21 protein-coding genes and 1 tRNA gene are annotated in these 21603 nt (G+C 54.2%); 6 read left to right on the top strand and 16 right to left on the bottom strand.

What is annotated here, in order from left to right; all coding sequences use genetic code 11:
* Position 1: 1 nt before the first annotated feature.
* The 3 genes from H151_RS0109225 to H151_RS0109215 all read right to left on the bottom strand — a co-directional run bounded on the left by H151_RS0109225 (position 2) and on the right by H151_RS0109215 (position 2134).
* Positions 2–319, bottom strand: a complete 318-nt coding sequence (locus H151_RS0109225) for a monovalent cation/H+ antiporter complex subunit F (RefSeq protein ID WP_019961376.1) — start codon at positions 317–319, stop codon at positions 2–4.
* On the bottom strand, positions 316–816 hold the full coding sequence (locus H151_RS0109220; protein ID WP_019961375.1) for a Na+/H+ antiporter subunit E: 501 nt from the start codon (positions 814–816) through the stop codon (positions 316–318). The genes H151_RS0109225 and H151_RS0109220 overlap by 4 nt, the downstream gene beginning before the upstream one ends.
* 205 nt (positions 817–1021) lie before the next feature.
* On the bottom strand, positions 1022–2134 hold the full coding sequence (locus H151_RS0109215; RefSeq protein WP_233354555.1) for a DUF2336 domain-containing protein: 1113 nt from the start codon (positions 2132–2134) through the stop codon (positions 1022–1024).
* Between the two features lie 217 nt (positions 2135–2351).
* Here H151_RS0109215 and H151_RS0109210 point away from each other — a divergent pair, with 217 nt between their 5' ends.
* From H151_RS0109210 to H151_RS0109200, 3 genes are read left to right on the top strand one after another with little or no spacing between them, the layout of a single operon-like run.
* Positions 2352–3608 (top strand): MFS transporter, encoded by a 1257-nt coding sequence (locus tag H151_RS0109210; protein WP_019961373.1) that lies wholly within the window; start codon positions 2352–2354, stop codon positions 3606–3608.
* Positions 3609–3648: 40 nt separating this feature from the next.
* On the top strand, positions 3649–4056 hold the full coding sequence (msrB, locus tag H151_RS0109205; protein WP_019961372.1) for a peptide-methionine (R)-S-oxide reductase MsrB: 408 nt from the start codon (positions 3649–3651) through the stop codon (positions 4054–4056).
* Between the two features lie 42 nt (positions 4057–4098).
* A complete protein-coding gene (locus H151_RS0109200) occupies positions 4099–6402 on the top strand; it encodes a S9 family peptidase (RefSeq protein ID WP_019961371.1) in 2304 nt (767 codons plus the stop codon).
* A gap of 59 nt (positions 6403–6461) precedes the next feature.
* On the opposite strand, the gene H151_RS0109195 is transcribed toward H151_RS0109200, so the two are convergent.
* The 10 genes from H151_RS0109195 to H151_RS0109150 all read right to left on the bottom strand — a co-directional run bounded on the left by H151_RS0109195 (position 6462) and on the right by H151_RS0109150 (position 14509).
* Positions 6462–6992: a DUF2867 domain-containing protein gene (locus H151_RS0109195; protein ID WP_019961370.1), complete on the bottom strand. Its 531-nt coding sequence runs from the start codon at positions 6990–6992 to the stop codon at positions 6462–6464.
* Between the two features lie 170 nt (positions 6993–7162).
* Positions 7163–7789: an energy transducer TonB gene (locus H151_RS0109190; RefSeq protein WP_019961369.1), complete on the bottom strand. Its 627-nt coding sequence runs from the start codon at positions 7787–7789 to the stop codon at positions 7163–7165.
* A 198-nt stretch (positions 7790–7987) separates the two neighbouring features.
* Positions 7988–9538, bottom strand: a complete 1551-nt coding sequence (locus H151_RS0109185) for a tetratricopeptide repeat protein (RefSeq protein ID WP_040759207.1) — start codon at positions 9536–9538, stop codon at positions 7988–7990.
* A gap of 60 nt (positions 9539–9598) precedes the next feature.
* Positions 9599–10216, bottom strand: a complete 618-nt coding sequence (locus H151_RS0109180) for an energy transducer TonB (protein ID WP_019961367.1) — start codon at positions 10214–10216, stop codon at positions 9599–9601.
* Positions 10217–10229: 13 nt separating this feature from the next.
* A complete protein-coding gene (locus H151_RS0109175; RefSeq protein ID WP_019961366.1) occupies positions 10230–10631 on the bottom strand; it encodes an ExbD/TolR family protein in 402 nt (133 codons plus the stop codon).
* A 14-nt stretch (positions 10632–10645) separates the two neighbouring features.
* A complete protein-coding gene (locus H151_RS0109170) occupies positions 10646–11053 on the bottom strand; it encodes an ExbD/TolR family protein (RefSeq protein ID WP_019961365.1) in 408 nt (135 codons plus the stop codon).
* Positions 11054–11055: 2 nt separating this feature from the next.
* The gene (locus H151_RS0109165; protein ID WP_019961364.1) at positions 11056–11577 is read right to left on the bottom strand and encodes a MotA/TolQ/ExbB proton channel family protein; all 522 of its coding nucleotides are present in this window, start codon (positions 11575–11577) and stop codon (positions 11056–11058) included.
* Positions 11578–11602: 25 nt separating this feature from the next.
* Positions 11603–13000 (bottom strand): MotA/TolQ/ExbB proton channel family protein, encoded by a 1398-nt coding sequence (locus H151_RS0109160; RefSeq protein ID WP_026353938.1) that lies wholly within the window; start codon positions 12998–13000, stop codon positions 11603–11605.
* A gap of 24 nt (positions 13001–13024) precedes the next feature.
* On the bottom strand, positions 13025–13795 hold the full coding sequence (locus H151_RS0109155; protein WP_019961362.1) for a DUF3450 domain-containing protein: 771 nt from the start codon (positions 13793–13795) through the stop codon (positions 13025–13027).
* 639 nt (positions 13796–14434) lie between these two features.
* Positions 14435–14509, bottom strand: a tRNA-Gln gene (locus H151_RS0109150).
* A gap of 268 nt (positions 14510–14777) precedes the next feature.
* Between H151_RS0109150 and sppA the strand changes: the two genes are divergently transcribed.
* A complete protein-coding gene (gene sppA / locus H151_RS0109145) occupies positions 14778–16574 on the top strand; it encodes a signal peptide peptidase SppA (RefSeq protein WP_019961361.1) in 1797 nt (598 codons plus the stop codon).
* A 53-nt stretch (positions 16575–16627) separates the two neighbouring features.
* Here sppA and H151_RS0109140 read toward each other — a convergent pair whose 3' ends face one another.
* From H151_RS0109140 to H151_RS0109125, 3 genes are all read right to left on the bottom strand, one after another.
* Complete coding sequence (locus tag H151_RS0109140; RefSeq protein WP_083918517.1) at positions 16628–17689, bottom strand: DUF3667 domain-containing protein; 1062 nt, start codon at positions 17687–17689, stop codon at positions 16628–16630.
* 8 nt (positions 17690–17697) lie between these two features.
* Positions 17698–19311 carry a peptide ABC transporter substrate-binding protein gene (locus H151_RS0109130; protein WP_040759205.1) on the bottom strand — a complete coding sequence of 538 codons (1614 nt, stop codon included), beginning with the start codon at positions 19309–19311 and terminating at the stop codon, positions 17698–17700.
* An 86-nt stretch (positions 19312–19397) separates the two neighbouring features.
* Positions 19398–19622, bottom strand: a complete 225-nt coding sequence (locus H151_RS0109125) for a hypothetical protein (RefSeq protein ID WP_019961358.1) — start codon at positions 19620–19622, stop codon at positions 19398–19400.
* Positions 19623–19751: 129 nt separating this feature from the next.
* On the opposite strand from H151_RS0109125, the gene H151_RS0109120 reads away from it, so the two are divergent.
* Together H151_RS0109120 and H151_RS0109115 are read left to right on the top strand one after the other, a co-directional pair.
* Positions 19752–20702, top strand: coding sequence for an ATP-grasp domain-containing protein (locus H151_RS0109120; protein ID WP_233354554.1), 951 nt, complete (start codon positions 19752–19754; stop codon positions 20700–20702).
* On the top strand, positions 20683–21603 hold the full coding sequence (locus tag H151_RS0109115; RefSeq protein ID WP_019961356.1) for an MBL fold metallo-hydrolase: 921 nt from the start codon (positions 20683–20685) through the stop codon (positions 21601–21603). The genes H151_RS0109120 and H151_RS0109115 overlap by 20 nt, the downstream gene beginning before the upstream one ends.

Genomic DNA, 21603 nt, shown 5'->3' with positions numbered 1-21603 from the left:
ACTATTGACCTCCCTCAACCTGGTCGATCCGCTTGGTCATTTGGGACAAAGCCACATCGAGTGAGCGATAACGGAAGAATTTCAAAATCGCGATGGTGGCGATGAAATTGATCAACGCATAAAGCAGCGCAATATCGACCCCATCCGCGCGCCCGACCATGATGGCAAACACGCTGAGAAACAGAACCGTCTTGGTCCCGAAGGAGTTCACCGCCAAAATACGATCATAAAGGCTGGGCCCCAGGCACAGACGTGTCAGCATCACAGCCATCGCACCCGCCAAGGCCAGCGCGATGACAAAATCAAGATAACCAATCATGCTTTCTCGCTTTCATGGGCGGCAATATTCACGCGCTCGCCCATATCGGCAAAGGCGGCCGGGTCGGCCAACTCTTCGGTGAGGCTGTGAACGAGGAAGGCATCCTCCTCAACCGCCAGGGTCACAGTGCCCGGCGTCAAGGTGATGGAGTTGGCAAAAGTCGCCCGGCCCAGCCCCGAGCGCGCCGTGACCGGCACGCGGATCAAAACCGGCTGGATGTCCAAATCCGGCTTCAGGCTGACTTTAACGACATAAATATTGGCTTTGACGATTTCTGCGCCCAGCCAAACCCAATAGCGCGCAAAGCTGATGATCTGAGAGAAGGGCGCCGATTCGTCATCAAGAAGCCCCATGCGCACGGTCAAAACCAGCGCAATGATCACGGCTAAAACACCGAACCCCACCAATAACGGCTTGTACCAAAACCCTGACAAAACAAGCCAAAGCACGCCCAGCACCACCACCAATGTGGCACCATAGACCCAGTTCCAGCGCAAAGTCGTCCTCCCACTTCTCCGTTAAGGATTGTGTTACGATTAGCCTGGGTCATAAAAAATCTAGCGCCGCTTTTCCAGAGAAACCCGCCGGTGGAGTGCGGATTTATACAGAGCGCATGGGGATGAACACGCCCCTTATCAGGGGGTAATCCCATGAGTTTAAACGTGAAAAAGACTTCCCTTCACGCGCATTCAGCCAAAGGGATTAAACACTGTTTGGACGGCTTAACGACCAATCCCAATAGCGTAATACGGTCTGAGCTTTGTCGACACTCAACGTATCATAGACCCGGATGGCAAAATGCATCTGATCTTCACGCAGGCCTTTCCAGGCCGCACGCAGCAATAAAACCAAGTGATCGCGCGATAAACCGGTCGCTTTACACAGGACCGCTAAGGGCTCACCGCCAAAATCCTCACACATGCGATCAAAGAGCGAGCGTTGGATATTAGCGAGCTTTGCAGCCTCTTCGCACAGCATCTCCTCAAGGCCCTGGCGCTCAGCGGCTTCGATCACCCCTTCCAGAGAGCCCCAAGGGGAAAGCGAACTGGCCTGACGATCGCGTTGACGACGATCAATATAGGCCAGCGCGCGCTGGATCAGGGGATCGGGAAAAGGCTCGCGGGCCGCGCGCGGGAACACATCTTCCGCGGCGTCTTGCAGGATTTCGCGGCCCACGGCGAAGCGGTCCAAAATCATCCGCCGCAATTCATGATCACAGTCCCAGAACAGGGAAAAGGCCTGATTGGGCCGCATTTCTGGGCGTTGGATCAACAAGTGCGCAAGGACATGATGCTCCATCACCATTTGCACCAGATGATCCATGGTCTGCGCAGCCAATTGCGCGCCGGTATTGCGCAGCAAAGCTTCCAGCACTTGCGGTTCCCCGGCCAGAACCAGGGCGGCAGACACCGGCTGGGTCACTTTCAAACGCCGCGCCAAGGACAAGCGGTGACGCACCTCGCCAGTGCGCGCCACCTCCATCATGTCAAAATCCGTCAGCGACAGTGAGCGCTCTAAGATCGGCTCTGCCACCTCAAACACATCACACGCCAAGCGGCGTAAGAGGCGCAAGGGCGCGGCCTTTTGCTCCGCCAAACGATCGGCCACCTTGCGGCGCAGGCTCTCATCGGATTGGCGCAAAACCTCATCCAGGACATCCGCCACCACCCAGCGCTCAGGCGGGGTGACGCGGCTGGACGGCAGACACACAATATCGGCCAAGCGGCGCGCCAACAGTGTGCGCGCGGTTGGCCCTTGGCGCACGGGCTCGCCCATCAGGCGTTCATCACTGGAAAATTCGTAAAGGTCAGCCATGCCCATACCTTGTCGTCCTGATCATGATCGCATTATGCCATGGGCGCGTTAAGGAAGCGTGGCCAAGATGTTATTGGCCTCTACGCATATACTTCACACTTTCTTGAAGCTTTAGATTAGATAAATTACACTTATTAGCGTTTTTGTAGACGGAATATTCTGTAAATAGGCGTATCAAGTCTACAAAGACACGACATTGCCCCATTGGATAAGAGTTTTGGTTGTTTTTCGTCGCATACGCCGCGTCATTGCCGTGCCGCCCTTCTGGCTCTATCTGATGACGATCAGCGCGTGGTTTTTTGGCTTCGGCCTGCAAACCACACTCTTTCCCGGCGTCATCAATTACACGCTGATGGAAAGCCCCGATAAGCTGGGCTTGGCGCAAGCGGCGCTGACCGCGCCGATGCTGGTGCTTTTGCCGCTGACCGGGGTCATCGCCGAGCGCTATGATCGACGGATTTTGCTGGCGGGCTTCCACACCCTTGCCGCGCTCGCCGCGTTATCGCTGTTCACCTTGATGAGTTTTGGCTTGTTATCCTATGAAATGTTGGTGGCCTATGCCTTATGCGTCGGGATCGCGGGAGCCTTCGTCATGCCGGCGCGCGATTCGGCGATCAATCCGGTTATTCGCGTTAGCCAGCGCCTCAATCAAAACGGAAGGTCTTTGCAAAAGGGGGTCATCATCGCCTCGCTTGTGCAATTTGCGGCGCAAATCCTCGGCATGGGGCTGGGCTTTGGGGCGAGTTTTAGCGGACCTAAATACTTCTTCGCCTTGCAAGGGGTCGGGCTCTTGCTCGGCGGGATCTGCGCCCTGTTGCTGCCGCGTTTACCCTCACGCGCTGTCAAAACGGATAAGGTCCTCAAAAGCCTCAAAGATGGGATCTCCACCGTCTGGCATTCGCCCATCTTAGGCCCCATGACCTTAATCATGATTGTTGTCGGGCTTTTAGTGATTGGTGGCGGCTTCTTTGTGATCATTCCGGTGCTGGTGCGCGATGTCTATCATTCCGGCTATGAGGTCTTGGCCAGCCTTCTGGTGACCTTTTGGGTGGGCGCCTTTGCCGCCAATGTCATCCTGGCGCGCCTGGGCAATATCGAGAAACCCGGCCAGGCGCTGATTTACAGCCAGATCATCACCATTATCGCGCTGGGCCTCTTTGCAACGCCGCTGCCTCTATGGGCGCTTTATGGTTTGATTTTCTGCTGGGGCCTGGGCGCAGGGGTTGCGATCTCCCTCAGCCGTGCCATTGTTCAAGAAAACGCCCCCGCTGGAAAGCTCGCGCGGGTCATGAGCGTCTATCAGCTGGGCCTGTTTGGCGGGGCGCCCGCCGGTGCGGCGACCTTTGGCTATATCGTGGCCCATCTGGGCGCGCGCCAAGCGAGCTTGATCCCGATGATCGGGCTCAGCCTGTTCATGCTGGGGATCGCGCTTTTTTCTCCCCTGATGAAAGTGACCCGTGAAGAACCGGCCTAGGCCTCCTATATAAAGCCTCTAACCGATAAGGGAGAGCGTGATGGCCCGTTTAAGCCCCACCGACATTGAGACCCTAAAAAGCAAGCTCACCCCGGATGAGCGCCGCATCGCGTTTGAGGAAGGCACCGAAGCCCCTGGCTCGCACCCCTATAATTTCGAAAAACGTGACGGCATGTATCATTGCCGGGTCTGTGACAGCGCCTTATTCCCCGCCAGCACTAAATATGAATCCGGCTCGGGCTGGCCCTCTTTCTATGCCGCTATTGACAGTGACGCGGTAGAGACCAAAACCGATTTCAAACTGGTGATGCCCCGTACCGAAATCCATTGTGCCACATGCGGGGCACATTTGGGCCATGTCTTCAATGACGGGCCAGAGCCCACAGGTCTACGATTTTGTACCAATGGAACAGCGCTGGACTTTAAACCTGAGACGACGCAAGAATAAGAACATTATACTATAACCATCACACTTTAGGGGGAATGATCCATGTCTTGGCAAACCAAACCCTGGCGCAGCGCCCTGCTCGGTGCCGCCAGCCTTGGCGTTTTGGCGGCCTGTCAGCCAGCCACGCCGACGCATCAAGAAGAAAGCACACACGAAATGACGCATACGGCTGCAGCCACCACCCCCACCTCTGTGGATTTGATCGCACGCGCACGCCAGATCGAAGCCCCGGTCACGCAAAAGCGTGATCATGTGGTTGAACAATTGGGCCGCACCCGCACTGACGAATTTGCCTGGCTGCGTGATGATAATTGGCAAGACGTGATGCGCGATCCGTCCGTTTTGGACGCCGATATCCGCGCGCACCTCGACGCTGAAAACAGCTATTACGAAGCGGTGATGGAGCCGACCAAGGCCCTGCAAGAGACGCTTTATCAGGAAATGCGTGGCCGCATCAAAGAAGATGACAGCGCGGTCCCCTCTCGTGATGGCCAATTCTATTATTCTGTCCGTTACCGCGAAGGCGAACAATATCCGGTCTATGTGCGTTATCCCGCCGATGACACTGGCGCGATGGTCAATGAAGAAGAGATCATTCTGGACGGTAATGCCGCCGCCGAAGGCATTGAGTATTTCGATCTGGGCGCTGTGATCCATTCACCCGATCACCGTTATCTCGCCTATGCCGTCGACACCAAGGGCTCTGAGTTTTATGAGCTGCGCATCCTTGATCTGGAAAGCGGCGAGTTGATCACCACCCTGTCGGATGAGGGCTATGGCTCCATGGTGTGGGCCAATGATTCGCAAACCCTCTTCTGGGTCTGGCGTGACAGCAATAACCGCCCGCGCCGCATCTATCGCCAAGCCATCGACGCGGCCGAGCCCACCCTGATTTATGAAGAAGCCGATGAGGGTTATTTCCTGGGTGTGGGTAAGACCGAGGGCGATAGCTATATCCTGCTCTCTTCGGGTGATCACACCACCAGCGAATACCGCTTGATTGATGCCAATGACCCGGCGGCGGACCCTGTTCTGGTGGCTGAGCGCCAAAGCGGCGTTGAATATAGCCTCACTGAGGCGGGCGGCCAGTTCTGGATCCTCACCAATGCCGATGGCGCGGTGGACTTCAAACTGATGACGGCCCCGCTCGATGCGCCTCAGAAGGACAATTGGAGCGAAGTTCTGCCCCATCGTCCTGGCACTTTGATCAATGGCGTTATGGGTTTTGAGCACTGGATGGTGCGTTCTGAGCGTGAAAATGCTCTACCGCGCATCGTGATCCGCAATCTGGAAAGCGGTGAAGAGCATAATATCGCTTTCGAAGAAGAAGCTTACTCCTTGGGCATGGATGGCGGTTATGAATACGCCACCGACATGATGCGCTTTACCTATGAAAGCCCATCGACCCCAGAAGAGACCTTTGATTACAACATGGCCTCGCGTGAGCGGACCTTGTTGAAGACCCAGGAAATCCCCTCGGGTCACAATCGCGATGATTATATCGTGCGCCGCATCAACGCCCCCGCGCGCGATGGCGTGACCATTCCGGTGACAATCCTTTATCATAAAGACACCCCGATTGATGGCACCGCGCCCTTGCTGCTCTATGGCTATGGCTCTTACGGCATCACCATTCCGGCCGGTTTCTCCACCACCCGCCTTAGCCTGGTTGATCGCGGCATGGTCTATGCGATTGCCCATATTCGCGGCGGTCAAGCGCGCGGCTATCAATGGTATCTCGACGGCAAGCTCGATAAGAAGATCAACACCTTCAACGATTTCGTTGATTCGGGCCGGGCTCTGATCGCGGAAAACTACACACGTGAAGGCCATATCGTCGCCCATGGCGGGTCTGCGGGCGGTCTGCTCGTCGGGGCCTCTATGAACCAAGCGCCGGAGCTGTTTGCCGGTGTCATCGGTGCGGTACCGTTTGTGGATGTCCTCAACACGATGAGCGATACCGAGCTTCCCCTGACCCCGCCGGAGTGGCCAGAATGGGGTAATCCGTTGGAAAGCGAGACCGCCTACGATCAGATCCTCGCTTACAGCCCTTATGACAATGTCGAAGCCAAAGCCTATCCGCACCTGTTGGCAACAGCGGGTCTGACCGATCCCCGCGTCACCTATTGGGAGCCTGCCAAATGGGTTGCGCGTGTGCGCGATCGGCGTACCGATGATGGCCTGACTTTGCTGCGCACCAATATGGGTGCGGGCCATGGCGGGGCCTCTGGGCGTTTTGACGCCTTGAAGGAACGCGCTGAGGATTACACCTTTGCCCTGATGGCTGTCGGGATCGCCGACCACTATGCCCGCCCCACCGGGGAAGGCGAAGGCGGCGATGAATAAGCGTTAAAGCCGTTTAAACTCCTGCAAAAAAGCCCTGAGCCTTCACGCTCAGGGCTTTTTCATGGCCGCAAGGGATCTTGTAAAGCCCGGCGTAAACCGCTCATCACAATCGCCTTATGAAAGGGCAGGATTATAGCGAGATAGGCATATCCCAAAAAATTATGCCGCTTACAGCAGGTCGCCACATAAAGGCGAGGGTGATCACCGCGTTGACGCATCACTGACACGCGAAAATCCTGATGGCGATCATCCTCACCCAACAGGATTTCATCCGCTGTAATCTGATAGATTTTAAAGAAATCAATCCGGTCCCCTACCCCCTTAGCCTCGATCTCGCTTTGCGCGTCATCCCGGCTCAACAGGTCGGTGGATTTGAGCCCTAGGGGCTTCACGATCAAATCCCTGAGCTTCAACAGATGTTTGGCCCACTTAATCTCCGCGCACAGGCAGTGCTGCGCCAAAACGCGTATATCACACTCCATAAGATCCGGGCGGACGCTCAAATCGGCGCTATAGACATCTACATAGTCTTTTGGGGCCACATAGGCGCATAGCAGACTGTGATAGGGCAAGGTATCTGATCTAATCATGCCCCCTTTATAACCCACCCCCTCGGGCCAATGGCGTGACAATGCGCCTCAAGCGTGATGTGCCTGCCCCCCCCTATTCAGATCACCCTTTTTAACAATGCGCACGCAGAGAGAAAGACATAAAAAAAGACGGGCCGCAGCCCGCCTTTTCCGTGCAGAGTGTTCGCGTCTTAGTCGAGATTATACACAATATTTGTCGTCTCACGCTCCCGCACCGCTGTTGCGGGGATGTTGCTATCTATACCATAGCGCCATTGCTCAACCGCACGCACAGTCGAACGCGCAAATCCCGAATGCGTGCAGTTGATAATCCGCACATTCGCAGTGTGGCCCGAGCCTAAAATATCATAGGCCACCAGGCACTCCCCCTCGATCCCGCGTGACGCCATATCCATGGGATAATCAGGATTGATACGGCGCACCAATCCCGCCATGGGGATCTCCACAGGGCCCATAGCGCCAGTGCCGCCTGTATCCGGGCGGGGCGCGGGCACAGGTGGATAGCCGTCCCCAAATGTGGTGGGGTTCAGCGGATCTACAGGTTCAACATCAGGGCGCGCCGGTGGGGCCGGCGTGGGCTCTACAGGATCAAAAGCTCGGCGTTCCGGCTGTTCGGGTGCAACATACTCAAAAATCGTGATCCGCGGCAATTCTATAGCCAATTCGGGCAAAGCCGCTTCAACACGGATCAGCATCTGCATGACCATAAACACCACGAGGGTTATAAAAGCGGCCAGCGGTGTCATCATGACGATCCGTGTCAGCTGGGAATGCATCGGTTGCAGGGTTGTCGCCATTGTTAATCCCCTTGTTAAATTTTGCATCACCGAAAGGCGATACCGGAGATAGTAACGCGATAAACCCTTGTTAATAAGTCGATAATTACCCTTCTCGCTTAGACATTAGTCGTAAGACCTTGGTCGAATACTCTGAGGAACTAAGAAAAAACCCCGGCCAAAGGCCGGGGTTTTAAAGCATAAAAAGACAAGCAAGTCTTAGCCCGCTTCGCTTTCAGAAGCTTCTTCTTGGCTGTCTTCAACAGGCTCTGCTTGAGCTTGCTGTTGACCAGGAGGAACAGGTGCCGACCCTGGGATCAACTCACCATAGACGTTGAAGTAAGACTGACACCGCTCAGGCACTTCATCCAAACGCACACGCCCATCTTCATCAAGATTACCCAAAAGAACCGCTTGGGCTTTCTCAGCATCAATGGTGAGATCACACTCATCAAACACCACTTTGCGGCGTTGATATTCGCGCATGCCCTCGTTTTCAATCTGGGCAACCACGAACTGGATCCAGCCTTGAGCTGTACGACGTGATTCAGGGTAGCGCGCCCCCTCACGCCAAGCGCGCAATGCGCCTTGGCGATTGTTTTGATTATAACGCGCATTACCTAACATCGTCCAGGCATTGCCGATACGGTCAAAACCACCACGCTCAACAGCACGAGCAAGCCACGTTTCAGCTTGCGCATTTTGATTCAACTGGAAGTAGGCTTCGCCCAATTTGCGAGCATCATCACCACTACCAGTCATCTCAGCTAAACGCTCAAGAGGCCCCAAAGCGCGTTGCCATTCCTGAGCCTGACGCCATAGATTGGCGAGTAGTTCTAGGTTTTGGCGGTTGTTTTCAATGGTACCAGCATTCATCTCACGTTCGAGAATGCTTGCCCCCCGATAGGGGTTCTCATAAAAGCTGTAATACTGAACCAGGTTAACAACCTGACGGCCATCTTGAGTTAACCCATTGAGGTACATCAACTTGTTAACTTCGAACGCCAAAGGCTCTTGCCCAGTTCGCGCATAGAGGGCAACCAAGTTTTGCCAACCGGTACGCTCACCTGGGAAACGGTTTACAATTTCACGTACAACCCGCAGCTCGTCTTGAGGACGCTCCAGCTGATTGTAGTAATATTGCATGAGGGAGTAATCCCCCATCACCTTATTAGGCTCATTATTATAGAAGAATTCAGCGTATTGCAGACCTTCACGGAAACGCTCCGCACGGACATAAGCTTGTGCTAATTTCTTCGCCAAAGATGCGCTTAATTCAACACCAGACTGCAGGGCCAATTCGAATTGCTGAATACCTTCGTTGATTTGGTCTTCAGCCAGATACATCTGGCCAATGGCAATACGAAGATCGGCAATTTCTTCATTATTGAACGCGCCATTGTTAATGGCGGCCAAGAAATCGCGAATAGCTTGCGGTAGGTTGTCTTGTGCAAAATACGCACGCGCCCGCAAATTGTAGATCATCCCAGTTTCATAAGGGGATGGTTCTTGTTGCAGGGCAGAGGTCAAAAGCCGAATGGCCTCTGCATTATTATCTTCTGAAAGCGCAGTTTGCGCATCCAGAACAATTTGACCAATCTCAGCCGAGAACGAACGGTTCTCTTCATTGCGCTCGGCTTCATCATTGTTGTTACGACCCCGTTGGGCCTCTGATGGCATAGTGACGCTAAGCGCGATCACCGATGCCGCGAATAAGGTTCCTGCAGCCCGCAGGACGCCTTTAGAATTTAGTCCAAAAGAGCGTTGCATCTTAAGCTCCTGGGGCGAGAGGCTCACTGCTCCCAGTGAGCAGTGAGCCCGCGCGTGACATTAGTCAGCCAATTGATAGTCGAAGCGGGTTTGAACCCCGGTCCGCGCTACCGCTTGACCATTGACGATCTTCGGATTGTAACGCCAGCGTTCAACCGCTCGGATTGATGAGCGTTCAAACACAGAGCTTGAACAGCTAATAATCGAGATATTGGTCGGCGTTCCATCTGGGTTCACGTCAAAATTGACTGTGCAATAACCTTCCGTGCCACGTTCAGCCGCACGCGGCGGATATTGTGGCTCGATCCGGACCAACGGCTGGGCATCGCGATCAGAAACCGAGAAGCTTACCGTATTGGAGCCCAAATCAGGCTGGTCAAACGTAGGCAGTTCACCCACAGCCGTAGAGACACTCTCTGTGGGCTGGTCAGCGCGCTGCTGTTCGACCTGAGGCGGAGGGGGCGGGGGATCAACCTGATCAACCTCATCAGGGGTTAGATCACGTGTCCTGGTCCGCACCTCTTCAACCTCATCACGGATTGAAATACGAAGTTCATCAGCTTCTTCCTCAATGGGGATCTCGTCTGTAAAGATCAAAAGAGGCATGATTAAGAAAATGATGAGCGTCACCAAGGCAGCTACAGGAAGAGCAGCCAGAAGACGAATAAAGACAGCCATCGACTTCCCTCCCTTATGGCTCTTGCGTCGAGACATGGACATCAATGCCCATATCCATCAGCAATTCTTGGACGTCTAAAACCGTACCGATCGGGGCTTCAGCATCACCCTGGATCATGGCCTTAGCCAGCGGGTTTTCTTGACGCATTTGCTCAAAAACCCCACGCAGCTGTGACAGCTCATAGACGTTACGATTGACCCAGATCTCATCCGCTGAAGTGACCGCTACCAACATGGAAGGCTTTTGACCTTCTGTAAGCGCGGCTTCAGGACGGAAAATTTCTGTGCCTGGTTCTTTGACGAAAACCGAAGTTACGATGAAGAAGATCAACAGAATGAACACAACGTCCAACATGGGCGTCATATCCAGTTCGGCATCGGTCGATTCAGTATTCACGCGGCTACGACGAGACATAAACTATTCCCTCCCTAGTTTTCCGCGCGCTGAATGGAGACCGGGATCTCATTCGAACGCAGCTCATCCCAGATCGCGACGATCGTACCATGCTTGGCTTGATCGGCCGCTTCGATCAGAACGGCAGATTGTGGATTTTCCGCACGAATGCGAGAAACGGCCGCAATCACACGCTCTGCTGAGGTGGCTTCCTGGTTGACGAAAACGCGGTTCTGATCATTCACCTGAACCAGGATCACAGGATCAGAATTCGCTTGTGGCGGTTCTTGTGAAGGAGGCGGCGGACGCATATCTACGCCCTGCTCCTGCAAGAAAGTGGCCGTCACGATGAAGAAGATGAGCAGAATGAATACGATGTCGAGCATCGGAGTCATATTGACTTCGGCCTGATCACCATCACCTGCATGAGAACGTCTACGCATCGTTACTCCACTCCCAGCTGATCGGCAAATTTTTGCGCACTGCGCTTTGCGATCCGCTCAATTTGGCTGGAGAAAACAAGTCCTGAGAGCGATGCCACCATACCTGCCATGGTAGGGATGGTTGCACGAGCCACACCGGAAGACATCGAGCGCGCGTCAGACGATCCAGAGATCGCCATAACGTCGAACACCGAGACCATACCGGTCACCGTACCCAACAGACCGAACAGAGGTGCCACAGCGACCAAGGTTTTGATCAACTCGACATTCTGCGAAGCCCGTTGCTTCACCTCTGACACCATTTGCTCACGAATAGCGTGGGCATACCAAGACGAATGATCGCTACGCGCGGCCCACTCTTGGATGGCTTTTTCAGTTACGCCCTTATGGGCGGTGGTGAAGTATACGATACGCTCAAGGATGAAGGCCCACATCACGAATGTGAGGATCATGATCCAATTCAGGATCGGGCCTCCCCGCTCCAGGAATTCCTGTAGGCCTGACATGGCACTTTGGAAATCCATGGGTTTGGTTCCTTTGCTCTAGGGCTTAAGCGTCGCCACGCTCTTCAGCGTGACGGGCGATGATACCAGCAGCTTGCTCTTCCAGAGACTGTTGAGCGCTGCGGGCGAAGCTGGCGGCGAAAGAGTGGATGAACAGCAAAGGAATAGCTGCAACCAGACCAGACACCGTGGTAACCAGAGCTTCTGAAATACCACCGGCCATGATCCTTGGATCGCCAGTACCAAACAGAGTAATCTGGGTGAAGGTCGTGATCATACCCGTAACCGTACCGAGCAGACCCAACAGAGGGGCAACAGCGGCAGCCAGCTTCAAGAAGTTCAAGCCAAATTCGAACTTAGGCGTTTCACGCAGGATCGCCTCGTCGATTTTCAACTCAATGGTTTCCAAAGAGCGGTCTTTGACGCTCTCATATGCCAACATAATGCGGCCCAGTGGGTTAGAGGCAGAGGCCGTAGAACGACGTTTCTGTGCGCTGATACCAGAAGAGGCCAACAACAGAGCAACGATACGGAACACACCAAAGATTGCTGAGAAAACCAGCAGAACCGCGATCACAACAGCAACGACACCGCCTTGCTCAAAGCGCTCAGTCAAACTTGGCACTTCTTTATAGATGGCCAACAGAGCACCGCGAGACGGATCGACAGGACCGGCAACAATCTCACCCGGCTGACCATTGATCAGAGACTGAGCCATACCCATAACGCGACCTGGAGGCTGAGTACCCAGGACAGACAGGCGATAGCCAGCGCCCTGGTTCTGCTCATCCGAGGTCCAAACCACATATTTAACGCCGCCATCTTGTGCGAAGGCGTCAAATGGACCAACGCGTGTTACAGACACTGGAGAACCTTCACCCAGACCCAACACATTCGTGTTGAAGGTGACGACTTCAGCTTGCGCGTTCATTTCGTCGATCATGGTTTGCCAGATCAAATCCAACTCACGACGCTCAGGCAGGGTTTGTGATTCCGCCAGCTCCAACAGAGCTTCGTGGCGACCACGGTGCTGAGCTGAAACCAGTGAGGCCTCGATCAAAGACCCGAATTCACCTGCAGACTGACGCGCCGCACCAAATAGCTCACCGAAAGAGCCTTGAGCGGTCCGCAACTCAGCGGCCAGCTCTTCAATACGGGCTTGGTTTTGGTCGAATTGAGCTTGGTTGTTGCGAGCGATCGCTTCCAAACCGGCCAATTCAGAACGCGCTTGCGCAACGCGTGCCGCTTGTTGACCACGCTCTGAGCGGAATTCTTGCAAACGGCGCTGATTTTCAGCCGCAGCGTCACGAGAATCAGTGCGAACACGCTCAAGAAGTTGAGAAATACTGGTAACCGGTTCACGCTCTGGCTGAGCCAAAACCGAACCCGTTGTCAAAGCCGCGCACAAAGAGGCAGCTGCGACAAGTTTAAACATAGCTTTCATCGCTTAAAATCCTGTCTCTAGGGCTTATTGAGAAACCGGGGCCGGCAAAGGCGCAGCAAAGACGTCAGGTGTCGTGATCTCAGACGCGATCCGGTAGGCACGATCAAGATCGCCGCCTGCAGAACCTGGAACAGGACGCCAGCTTTGGTTGTCTTTGGTCATAATCTCGGTCACGCCATCATTGAACCGACGGATCATGGCCACACGACCAATTTGCAGGATTTCAGCTTCTTCCGCGACGCCATCACGAACAACTTCTTCAGAGTAAGTTGACAGTGAACGACCCGCAGCCGCTTCGATTTCGAAAGCGTTCAAAAGCACGCGGTATTTTTCAGCCGGAGTAATGCTGGCTTCGCCTAACATGTCTTGAATATTTGCAAGACGGTCCTGACGTTGTTGGATTTTGTATGGCAGATCAGCAGCGATGAACGCCTCCAAGGAGACATACATTTCAAGCAACATTGGCGTCAAATCACGCTCAATGGTTGAAACACGCTGCAACTGAGCTTGAAGGCTGCCAACTTCGTTATTTTGTGAACGCAAGAAAACTTCTTGCTGCTCAACAAATACGCGCTGAGATTCAATTTGCTCACGTAGAGCCAAATATTCACGCTCTAAATCTTGGGCTTCATCCCCAAGACGATCGATCTGAGCTTGCGCCTGCGCCCCCTCTTGCGTAGAGCGCTGCGCCGTTTGCAGAGCCTGATCGAGCTGAGCATGCGCTGCGCCCGCCGCAACCAGCGCCAATGCGGCGCCCGCGACAGCAGTGCGGATCCGTTTCACCTTGTTCGACATATCTCGCCTCACAGTAGCCGACGCAGACGAATGTCTGCGCTTCACGGTTACCCTCGTTTGTGTGTCCTTACGCCGACGTCACCGCGACGGCTTCGGTCCCCTACTAAAACCGGAGCGCGCCCACGCCCCGTCGTGGCCCGATTGGCCACCGAAGTGCTTAACAGGTAAAAATGACAGCCTCCTTACGGAACTGCCCTTCGTCCTGATTTTAATGCAGCGTTTTTCCGCTGTCTCTTTGGCATAGTGTTTAAACGCATAGCGCGTCAACGCAAAAGGCTAGCATCCAATTCGTGAAGATCAACTGGAGAAACTGCGCAAGAGCGTATTAAACGCGTTTTTTTGACGCATGCAGGCCCCAAGCTAGGTTTTGTTAACCCTAACGCACCCCTGATTATATTGCATTCAATGAAATTCTGTTGATGCGCATAGAATAATTCGCCCCAAGCGCGCTCAATACGTGAATTCGAGTAAGCGCCTCGCCTTATGTGCTGCCCAAAAACAGAATCACATCAGAGATCTCGCCCCCAAGTTCGAGCGCACAGCAAAGTGCAATCTGGCCGCGCGAACAGATAAACAGTGGTGAGCCAACCCCAGAGGTCATCACTCTGTAGATAGGAACGTGATTTTACGAGGAGAAAGTGGCTGGGGTACCAGGATTCGAACCTGGGAATGTCGGTACCAAAAACCGATGCCTTACCGCTTGGCGATACCCCAGCAGAGCGTGTCAACGCGTCTGAGGCCGTGGTGAATACCGGGGCCTTGCGCGCAATGCAAGACCCACATGCAGACCAAGTGCACCTTAGCCTTGAGCAAAAGTCTTTTCATCCTCGTCACCATCTTCGATTCCCATCGTAGCGCTCACGCTCACGAGACTCTCAATCACTTCGCACTCAACTCTGACTAGACCCCGCTTCATGCAAGCGGTAGGATAGAAATAATCACAAGATTTGGTTCAAGATTTGGTTTGGGACTTGAGGGGATTATGAAACAGTTTTGGGTAACTTTTTTTGGATCGATCGTGGGTGTGCTCATCGGTTCGATCTTGACGGTTGTACTCGCCGTCTTTTTGATTGCGGGCTTGATCAGCTCTGCCGCCATGCAGGCGAGCAACGCACCTGCGCAGATTTCCGGCCCTGTGGTGCTGGAACTTGATTTACGTGAAGCGCGCTCAGATCAGCCGAGCCGCTCACCCTTTGCCTACACCCAGCCCTTGTCTGTGGTGGATACGGTGCTGACCTTAGAAAACGCCATCGAAGACAATAATGTTAAGGGCGTTTTGGTCCGTGCCAACGAATATGGCATGAGCCCGGCTTCCGCAGAAGAAATTCGCACCGCTTTGGCCAAAGTCTCCGCGAGCGGTAAATTTGTGATTGCGCATGCCCAAGGCTTCGAAGGCACCGGCGTTACGAATTATTTCGCCGTTAGCGGCGCGGATGAGATCTGGCTGCAAGATACGGCCAATTTTGCTGCCGTTGGCATGGCCACCGAAACCATGTTCCTGGGCGGATTATTCGAACACTTTGGTGCCGTTCCGCAATTCGTCCAATTCTACGAATATAAAAACGCTGCCAATGTTTACACACAAAGCGATTTCACCGAAGCGCACCGCGAAGCGACTTTATCTCTTCTCGGCTCGCTTTTTGACACCCTGGTCGCCACCAGCGCCCAAGACCGTGATCAAAGCGAAAGCGCAATGCGCAATATCATCGTGAACGGACCTTATTCTGCTGAGCAGGCCCAGCAAAACGGCTTGGTTGACCAGCTGGGTCATGTTGCGGCCGCCCGTCATGCCGCCCGCGAGCGTGCCGGTAAAAACGCCCAGATCGTGGACATTGAAACCTATGCCAGCCAACAAGCGGCCCATTCTGCGCATGTCAGCAACCTCCCCGTCATCGCCCTGGTCGAGGGTGAAGGCGCGATTATGACCGGGCAAAGCTCTGCCGGGGGCTTCTCAAACCAAGCTTCCATCGGCGGCGACACCCTGGCGGAAGCCATTGATGCGGCGGTTGAGGATAAAGATGTTCGCGTGATCATCTTGCGCGTCAACAGCCCAGGGGGATCCGCCATTGCGTCCGATCAGATTTGGGATGCGGTTGTGCGTGCACGCGAAGCGGGCAAGCCGGTTATCATTTCAATGGGCAGCCTTGCAGCGTCGGGTGGCTATTATATCGCCGCCCCTGCCGATTTGATCATTGCCAATGCCACCACCATCACCGGTTCAATCGGGATGTTGTCGGGTAAAATCGTGACCGATCCTGCGCTGAACCGTATCGGACTTAACACCGAAAGCATTCATGTCGGCGGTGATTATGCCACCGTATATTCCAGTGCGGACCTATGGACACCCGAACAGGCGCAAGCCTTCTACACCCTTGCCGAAGACGTGTATGAAGACTTTACCCAGAAAGTGGCTGATGGGCGCGATCTTCCCTTGGCTGAGGTGCAAAACATTGCCCGCGGGCGGGTATGGACCGGCCAACAAGCCCTAGAGCATGGTTTGGTTGACCGCATTGGGGGCATTTCAACGGCCATTGAAGCGGCCAAGGAAATCGCCAATCTGGACGCGGATGATGATGTGGCCCTGCGCCGTTTCCCGCGTCAACTGACCCCGTTTGAGGCCTTCCAGTCTTTGTTCGGGGCCTCGGTTGAAGGCGCACAAAGCGCAACCGAACTTCGCCAATTGATGCAATTGCCAGAGGTTCAGGCTGCCCTGGAGATGCGCAATCGCATGAGCCAGCCTGGCACGCAGCTTTATGCCCCTGTGGATGACGTTCACTAAGCCGGGATAAAGACCAAAGAAAAAGGCCCATCGCCAATGGCGATGGGCCTTTTTTATACCGTCATTACACCAAATAAGAAGGCGATGAGAAGCCCTGTTGAGAAGACCATCATATAACTCATATACAGCACAAACGTACGAATGTTACCCATAAAACGTCCCGATGTATAAACCGTGCGCTGTACTCGATATATATAATACCAGGCATAGGTCATGAAGAATAAGATGACGATCCAACTGGGGATGAGGATACTGATCAAAGACCCAATAAGCGCCATAATAAAAAATGCGCTTTGTGTATGTAAAGCGGTTATCAGGTGATCAAAGTAATACAACCCTTTGCGCCAACAGTATAAAATGGCCAGGATCAATGCAAAGAAAGGCACGCTGATAAAAGCCAGGCGTGAGGACCAATGCAGTGTTTCACGCAATACAGCATTTGGATTGCCTGACACACGTTCTAATTTATGCGTTAAATATGCCCAGACATCATCCTCATAGGGCTGGACCTGTGGCGTGGCCTCTGTGCGTTGACGCTGCCCGGCAATGTCTTCGCGCATCTGTTGAACAGCTTCATCCGTGGTCAAGGGGGGCGCATTTGCCCCCTCATCTTCAGGCTGCACATTGATGCCAAAGCCCCGAACTGTGGTCTGCGGAACATGGCGCCCCAAAGGCTGCCCCCCTGGCTCCCAGGGGGCGGGGGCCATCGCTTCGCTTTGGGTGCGCTCAACACGGGGGCCGAAATTGCCCCAGCCCTGATCTAAACGCCCCAACAAAGGCACCAACAGGAAAAACAACAGACTGGCGATAATATAAAGCCGAAAGGGCGGCACAAACCGGGCCCGCGCGCCCTTCAAATAAAGCCGGGTCATCGCCCCAGGGCGCAGCATCAAATCTGGTAGGGTATGCATGACCCGCCCGTCTAGGGCAAAGGCATCACTTAAGCCGTCACGAATAAGCTTTAGGATTGGGCGATGGAAATCCTGTTCCGGCTGCCCGCATTTATGGCAAACTTCGCCAACCAGATCGGTTTGGCAATTATCGCAAACCCCATGTGCATGCAGAGGGTGAAGCCCCGAGCGTATCCGCTTCGGGGTGTATCGTGTCTCCATCATCGTCCCCGCTAGTCCTGGTTGGGACTATTCCAGCACAAAAAGCGCGAGCGGTGAATATGGAAGAGGTTGTCTTCCCATCCCGTCAAATCAGGATTGACCAGGGATTTATTGACCTGGAAATACACCGGAATATAGGGCTGCTCATCGAGCAAAATTTGCTCGGCTTCCATCATCAAGTTTGCGCGCGCCTGCGCCTCATTGGTGCGATTAGCCTGCGCCAACAGAGCATCATAGTCAGGATCTGAAAAATTTGAATAATTCATGCCGCCCGTAGAGCCTTCGGCGAGATACAGGAAGTTATAGGCATCATTATAGTCGCCAATCCACGCACTATCCGCGAATTGGAAATCGCCCGCGCGCAAATCCGCATAATGAATGGAGGTCTCAGAAGCCTCCAAACCGACATCAACCCAGGGGGCCAAGGCCTCCCATTGACGTTCCGCCTCCCGCGCCACCAATTGGCTATGTCCTGCGGCACGATAATGGAACACGAAGCTTAACAGGCGATCAGGGCCATACCCTGCCTCAGTCAAAAGACGGACCGCATGCGCACGCCGCTCTTCCAGCGATTGATCCTCCCAGCGGATACGCGCGCCGGATTCATAATTATTCATGCCCGGCGGAACAAAGCTATAGGCCGCAATCTCGCCAGAGCCTGTAACATCCTGGGTGATATGCTCGCGATCGAGCGCCAAGGACAAAGCTTCACGCACGCGTTGATCGGCAAACATCTCGGTTTCGGTATTGAATGAAAAATACACCAACCCCACCCAAGGATGGACCCGCACATAATCGGGCATGATTTGACGTAATTCATTGAGATCATCGCCAGAGAAATCCATATTCACGTCCAGATCGCCCGCACGCACCATGCGATCGGCCAGGATCGAGTTGGGGGTCGGATAGTAATAGACCTCATCCATGCAGACATTGGCATTATCGAAAAAGCGCGCATTGCGTTCCAGGCGAATAAACTCATTGGAGCGCCATTCCGCCAGGCGATAGGGGCCATTGACCACGATATTACTGGGCTGCACCCAGGCATCACCATAAATTTCAACAATGTGACGCGGAATGGGATAGGTCGTGACATGAGCCAATAGACCTGGCAGATAAGGTGCGGGATATTCCAGTTCGATGCGTAAAGTATGCGCATCAATGGCATTCACCCCCACAGCACTGGCGGGCATAGCCCCTTCTGTAATCGCTTGGGCGTTTTTAAAAAGATGTAAAATCGTGGCGTATTGCGCCACCGTGCCGGGATCAAGAATACGCTGGAAGGCATATTCAAAATCATAGGCCGTCACGGGCTCGCCATCTGACCAGAAGGCTTCACGCAGTTCAAACACCCATACCAGGCCGTCTTCGCTGACGCTCCAACTTTCGGCCATACCCGGCACGGGCTCACCGGCGACATTCTCGGTAAAAAGCCCAATGAACATATCGCCCAGGATATGATTTTCCCAAATGCCATTGCTGCGTTGAGGGTCTAGGGTCAAGGGTTCAGCCGTGTTGCCGCGTCGCAAAACTTGCCCGTGATGGCCTGTATCTTGTGAACAGGCGGTCAAAAGACAGGCCGCTGCAACACTCATGGCTAGGCGCGAAGTCCATGCTCGTACCATATCCGACTCCCCCATTTAAATCCGCTTTTGTCCATTCTTAATCAATAAGACTAAACAGAGCGTTTCTATTCGACTTAGGGCTGCAATTATTCTTGAGACGTCTTTAAGCTTAATGAAGAATGAGATGAAATAGCAACCCGCGCGGACCCCGGTTCAGCGCTAATAGCGGGTGTGAAAGCGGGATAAAGACTAAAAATCAGCGCCTTTAAGGTCACAATAAAAACAAGGGCCATCATGATCACGCGCAGACGTCGCGAGGCAAATAAGACGCCATGGCCCATGATCGTTTTAAGTAATAATGGTTCGCGCATAACCCAGTTTGACCCATCTGTGTGCCTGTCATCAAGGCGTTACGCAAAAATGAGACCGGTTGTGAACGCGCGTGATTTGCCACACGGCGCGAACGCAGTAGTATTGCGACAAAGCTTGGAGACGACATTGTGCAGAATATAGCCTGGTGGCATGATTTCAGGTTTTCGAACGGCGTTATGCATGTCAAGAAAACCGGCGCTGCCGTCCCGATTGAATGGGGCGTCATTGGCGATACTGCGACCTGGCTCGGTTATCATCTTTGCATAGAAGCGTTAAGGTTAAAGACCCCCGCGAAGGGGCCAAAAATCTGGTTTACCCCTGATCGCCCACGCCCCTGGTATTTGATCTGGCCAGTTATGCATTTGGCGGGCCTGCGGGTCGTGCACACCCCACAAGAGGCTGACATCGCCTTCTTCTTCGAAGATCTGACCCATTCGCCCATCCCGACCCCGCCCACGGCCCTGCCCATGATCAATGGCGCGTGCGGCAATGCCGCCAAAAGCCAGGTGGCGGAGATTTTTGAGCAGGTTTTCACGCGCGCTCTTGAGATTGATCCCACACGCTATGAGGGCGCTTTCGTCGAGAAATCAGAACTTAATGGGGCCCATGATGGCCAGATACATCACAATCCTTGCGCCGCGCAACCGGGCCGCGTTTATCAACGCCTGATCGATAATCTGGCTGATGATGGCTGTGTAGAGGATTTACGCTGTCCCACCGTGGGCGGCGAGATCCCCTTGGTCTTTATCAAGCGCCGCCCAAAGGATCAGCGCTTTGCGAATATGAATACCCAGGTGCATTTGGTTGAGCCTGCCCAGGTCTTCACCGACAGCGAGCGCGCCCAGATCAAAGCCTTCTGCCAGGCCATGCAGCTGGATTGGGGTGGGATTGATGTCCTGCGCGATCGCCGCGATGGCCAGATCTGGATCGTCGATGTCAATAAAACCGATATGGGCCCACCCATACGCCTGCCTTTAAAAGACAAGCTTAAAGCCAGTCATATCCTGGCCCAGACCCTCAAAAACTATATCAGCCAGCGCCTTGAAGGACATCTCCATCATGACGGCCATTCCGTTTAAAAAAGACTTTGACTTTGAATATGGCCGTTGTGACCGCCTGTCCGCGCGCATTCGCCGGATCGTTGCCCCCAATCCCGGCCCCTTCACCTATACCGGCACGGGCGTTTATATCATTGGCGAGGGCGAGGTCGCCGTTCTAGACCCCGGCCCCGTCATGCCGGAGCATATCGCTGCGCTGGATAAAGCCTTAGAGGGCGAGCGCGTGACCCATGTCTTTGTCACCCATCACCATTTGGATCATAGCCCAATGGCCAAGCCTTTGGCGCAAAAGCATGGCTGTCAGACCTATGGCTATGGCCCAGCTCAAGCCATGCCGGAAGACTGCGAAGTGCGCATGGAAGCCGGTGATGATCGTGGCTTCACCCCAGATGTCCTGATCCAGGATGGCGCGGTTTTTTCAGGCCCCAATTGGACGCTTGAGGCGCTTCACACGCCCGGTCACACCTCCAACCATATGTGCTATGCTCTGAAGGAGGAGAATATCCTGTTCTGTGGTGATCATGTCATGGCCTGGTCAACCTCGGTGGTCAGCCCGCCCGATGGCGATATGGGCGATTATCTTTCCCAGTTGGAGCGGATCCGTGCGCGCCAGTTTGCCCGGCTCTGGCCCACCCATGGCCCCGCTGTCGATGAGCCCGACGCGTTTTTAGGCGCATATATTGCCCACCGACGCAGGCGTGAGGCGGCCATTCTGGGCGAGATCGAAAAAGGCCAGACCCAAATCCGCGCCATCGTCGAAACGCTCTATAGCGATGTCGATAAGCGCCTGCACCCCGCGGCGGCCCACTCCGTCTTTGCCCATGTCATTCACTTGATCAAGCAAGGCAAGATCACCACGCCGGGCGCAGCTGAGTTGGGCGCGCAGTATCACCCGGTCTCGCAAATCGCGCATGCGCTCTAA

The sequence above is a fragment of the Woodsholea maritima DSM 17123 genome, from assembly GCF_000382325.1.
GTDB lineage: Bacteria > Pseudomonadota > Alphaproteobacteria > Caulobacterales > Maricaulaceae > Woodsholea > Woodsholea maritima.
Note: the sequence above shows the minus strand (reverse complement) of the source record. Positions and strands in the feature narration are given on the sequence as shown.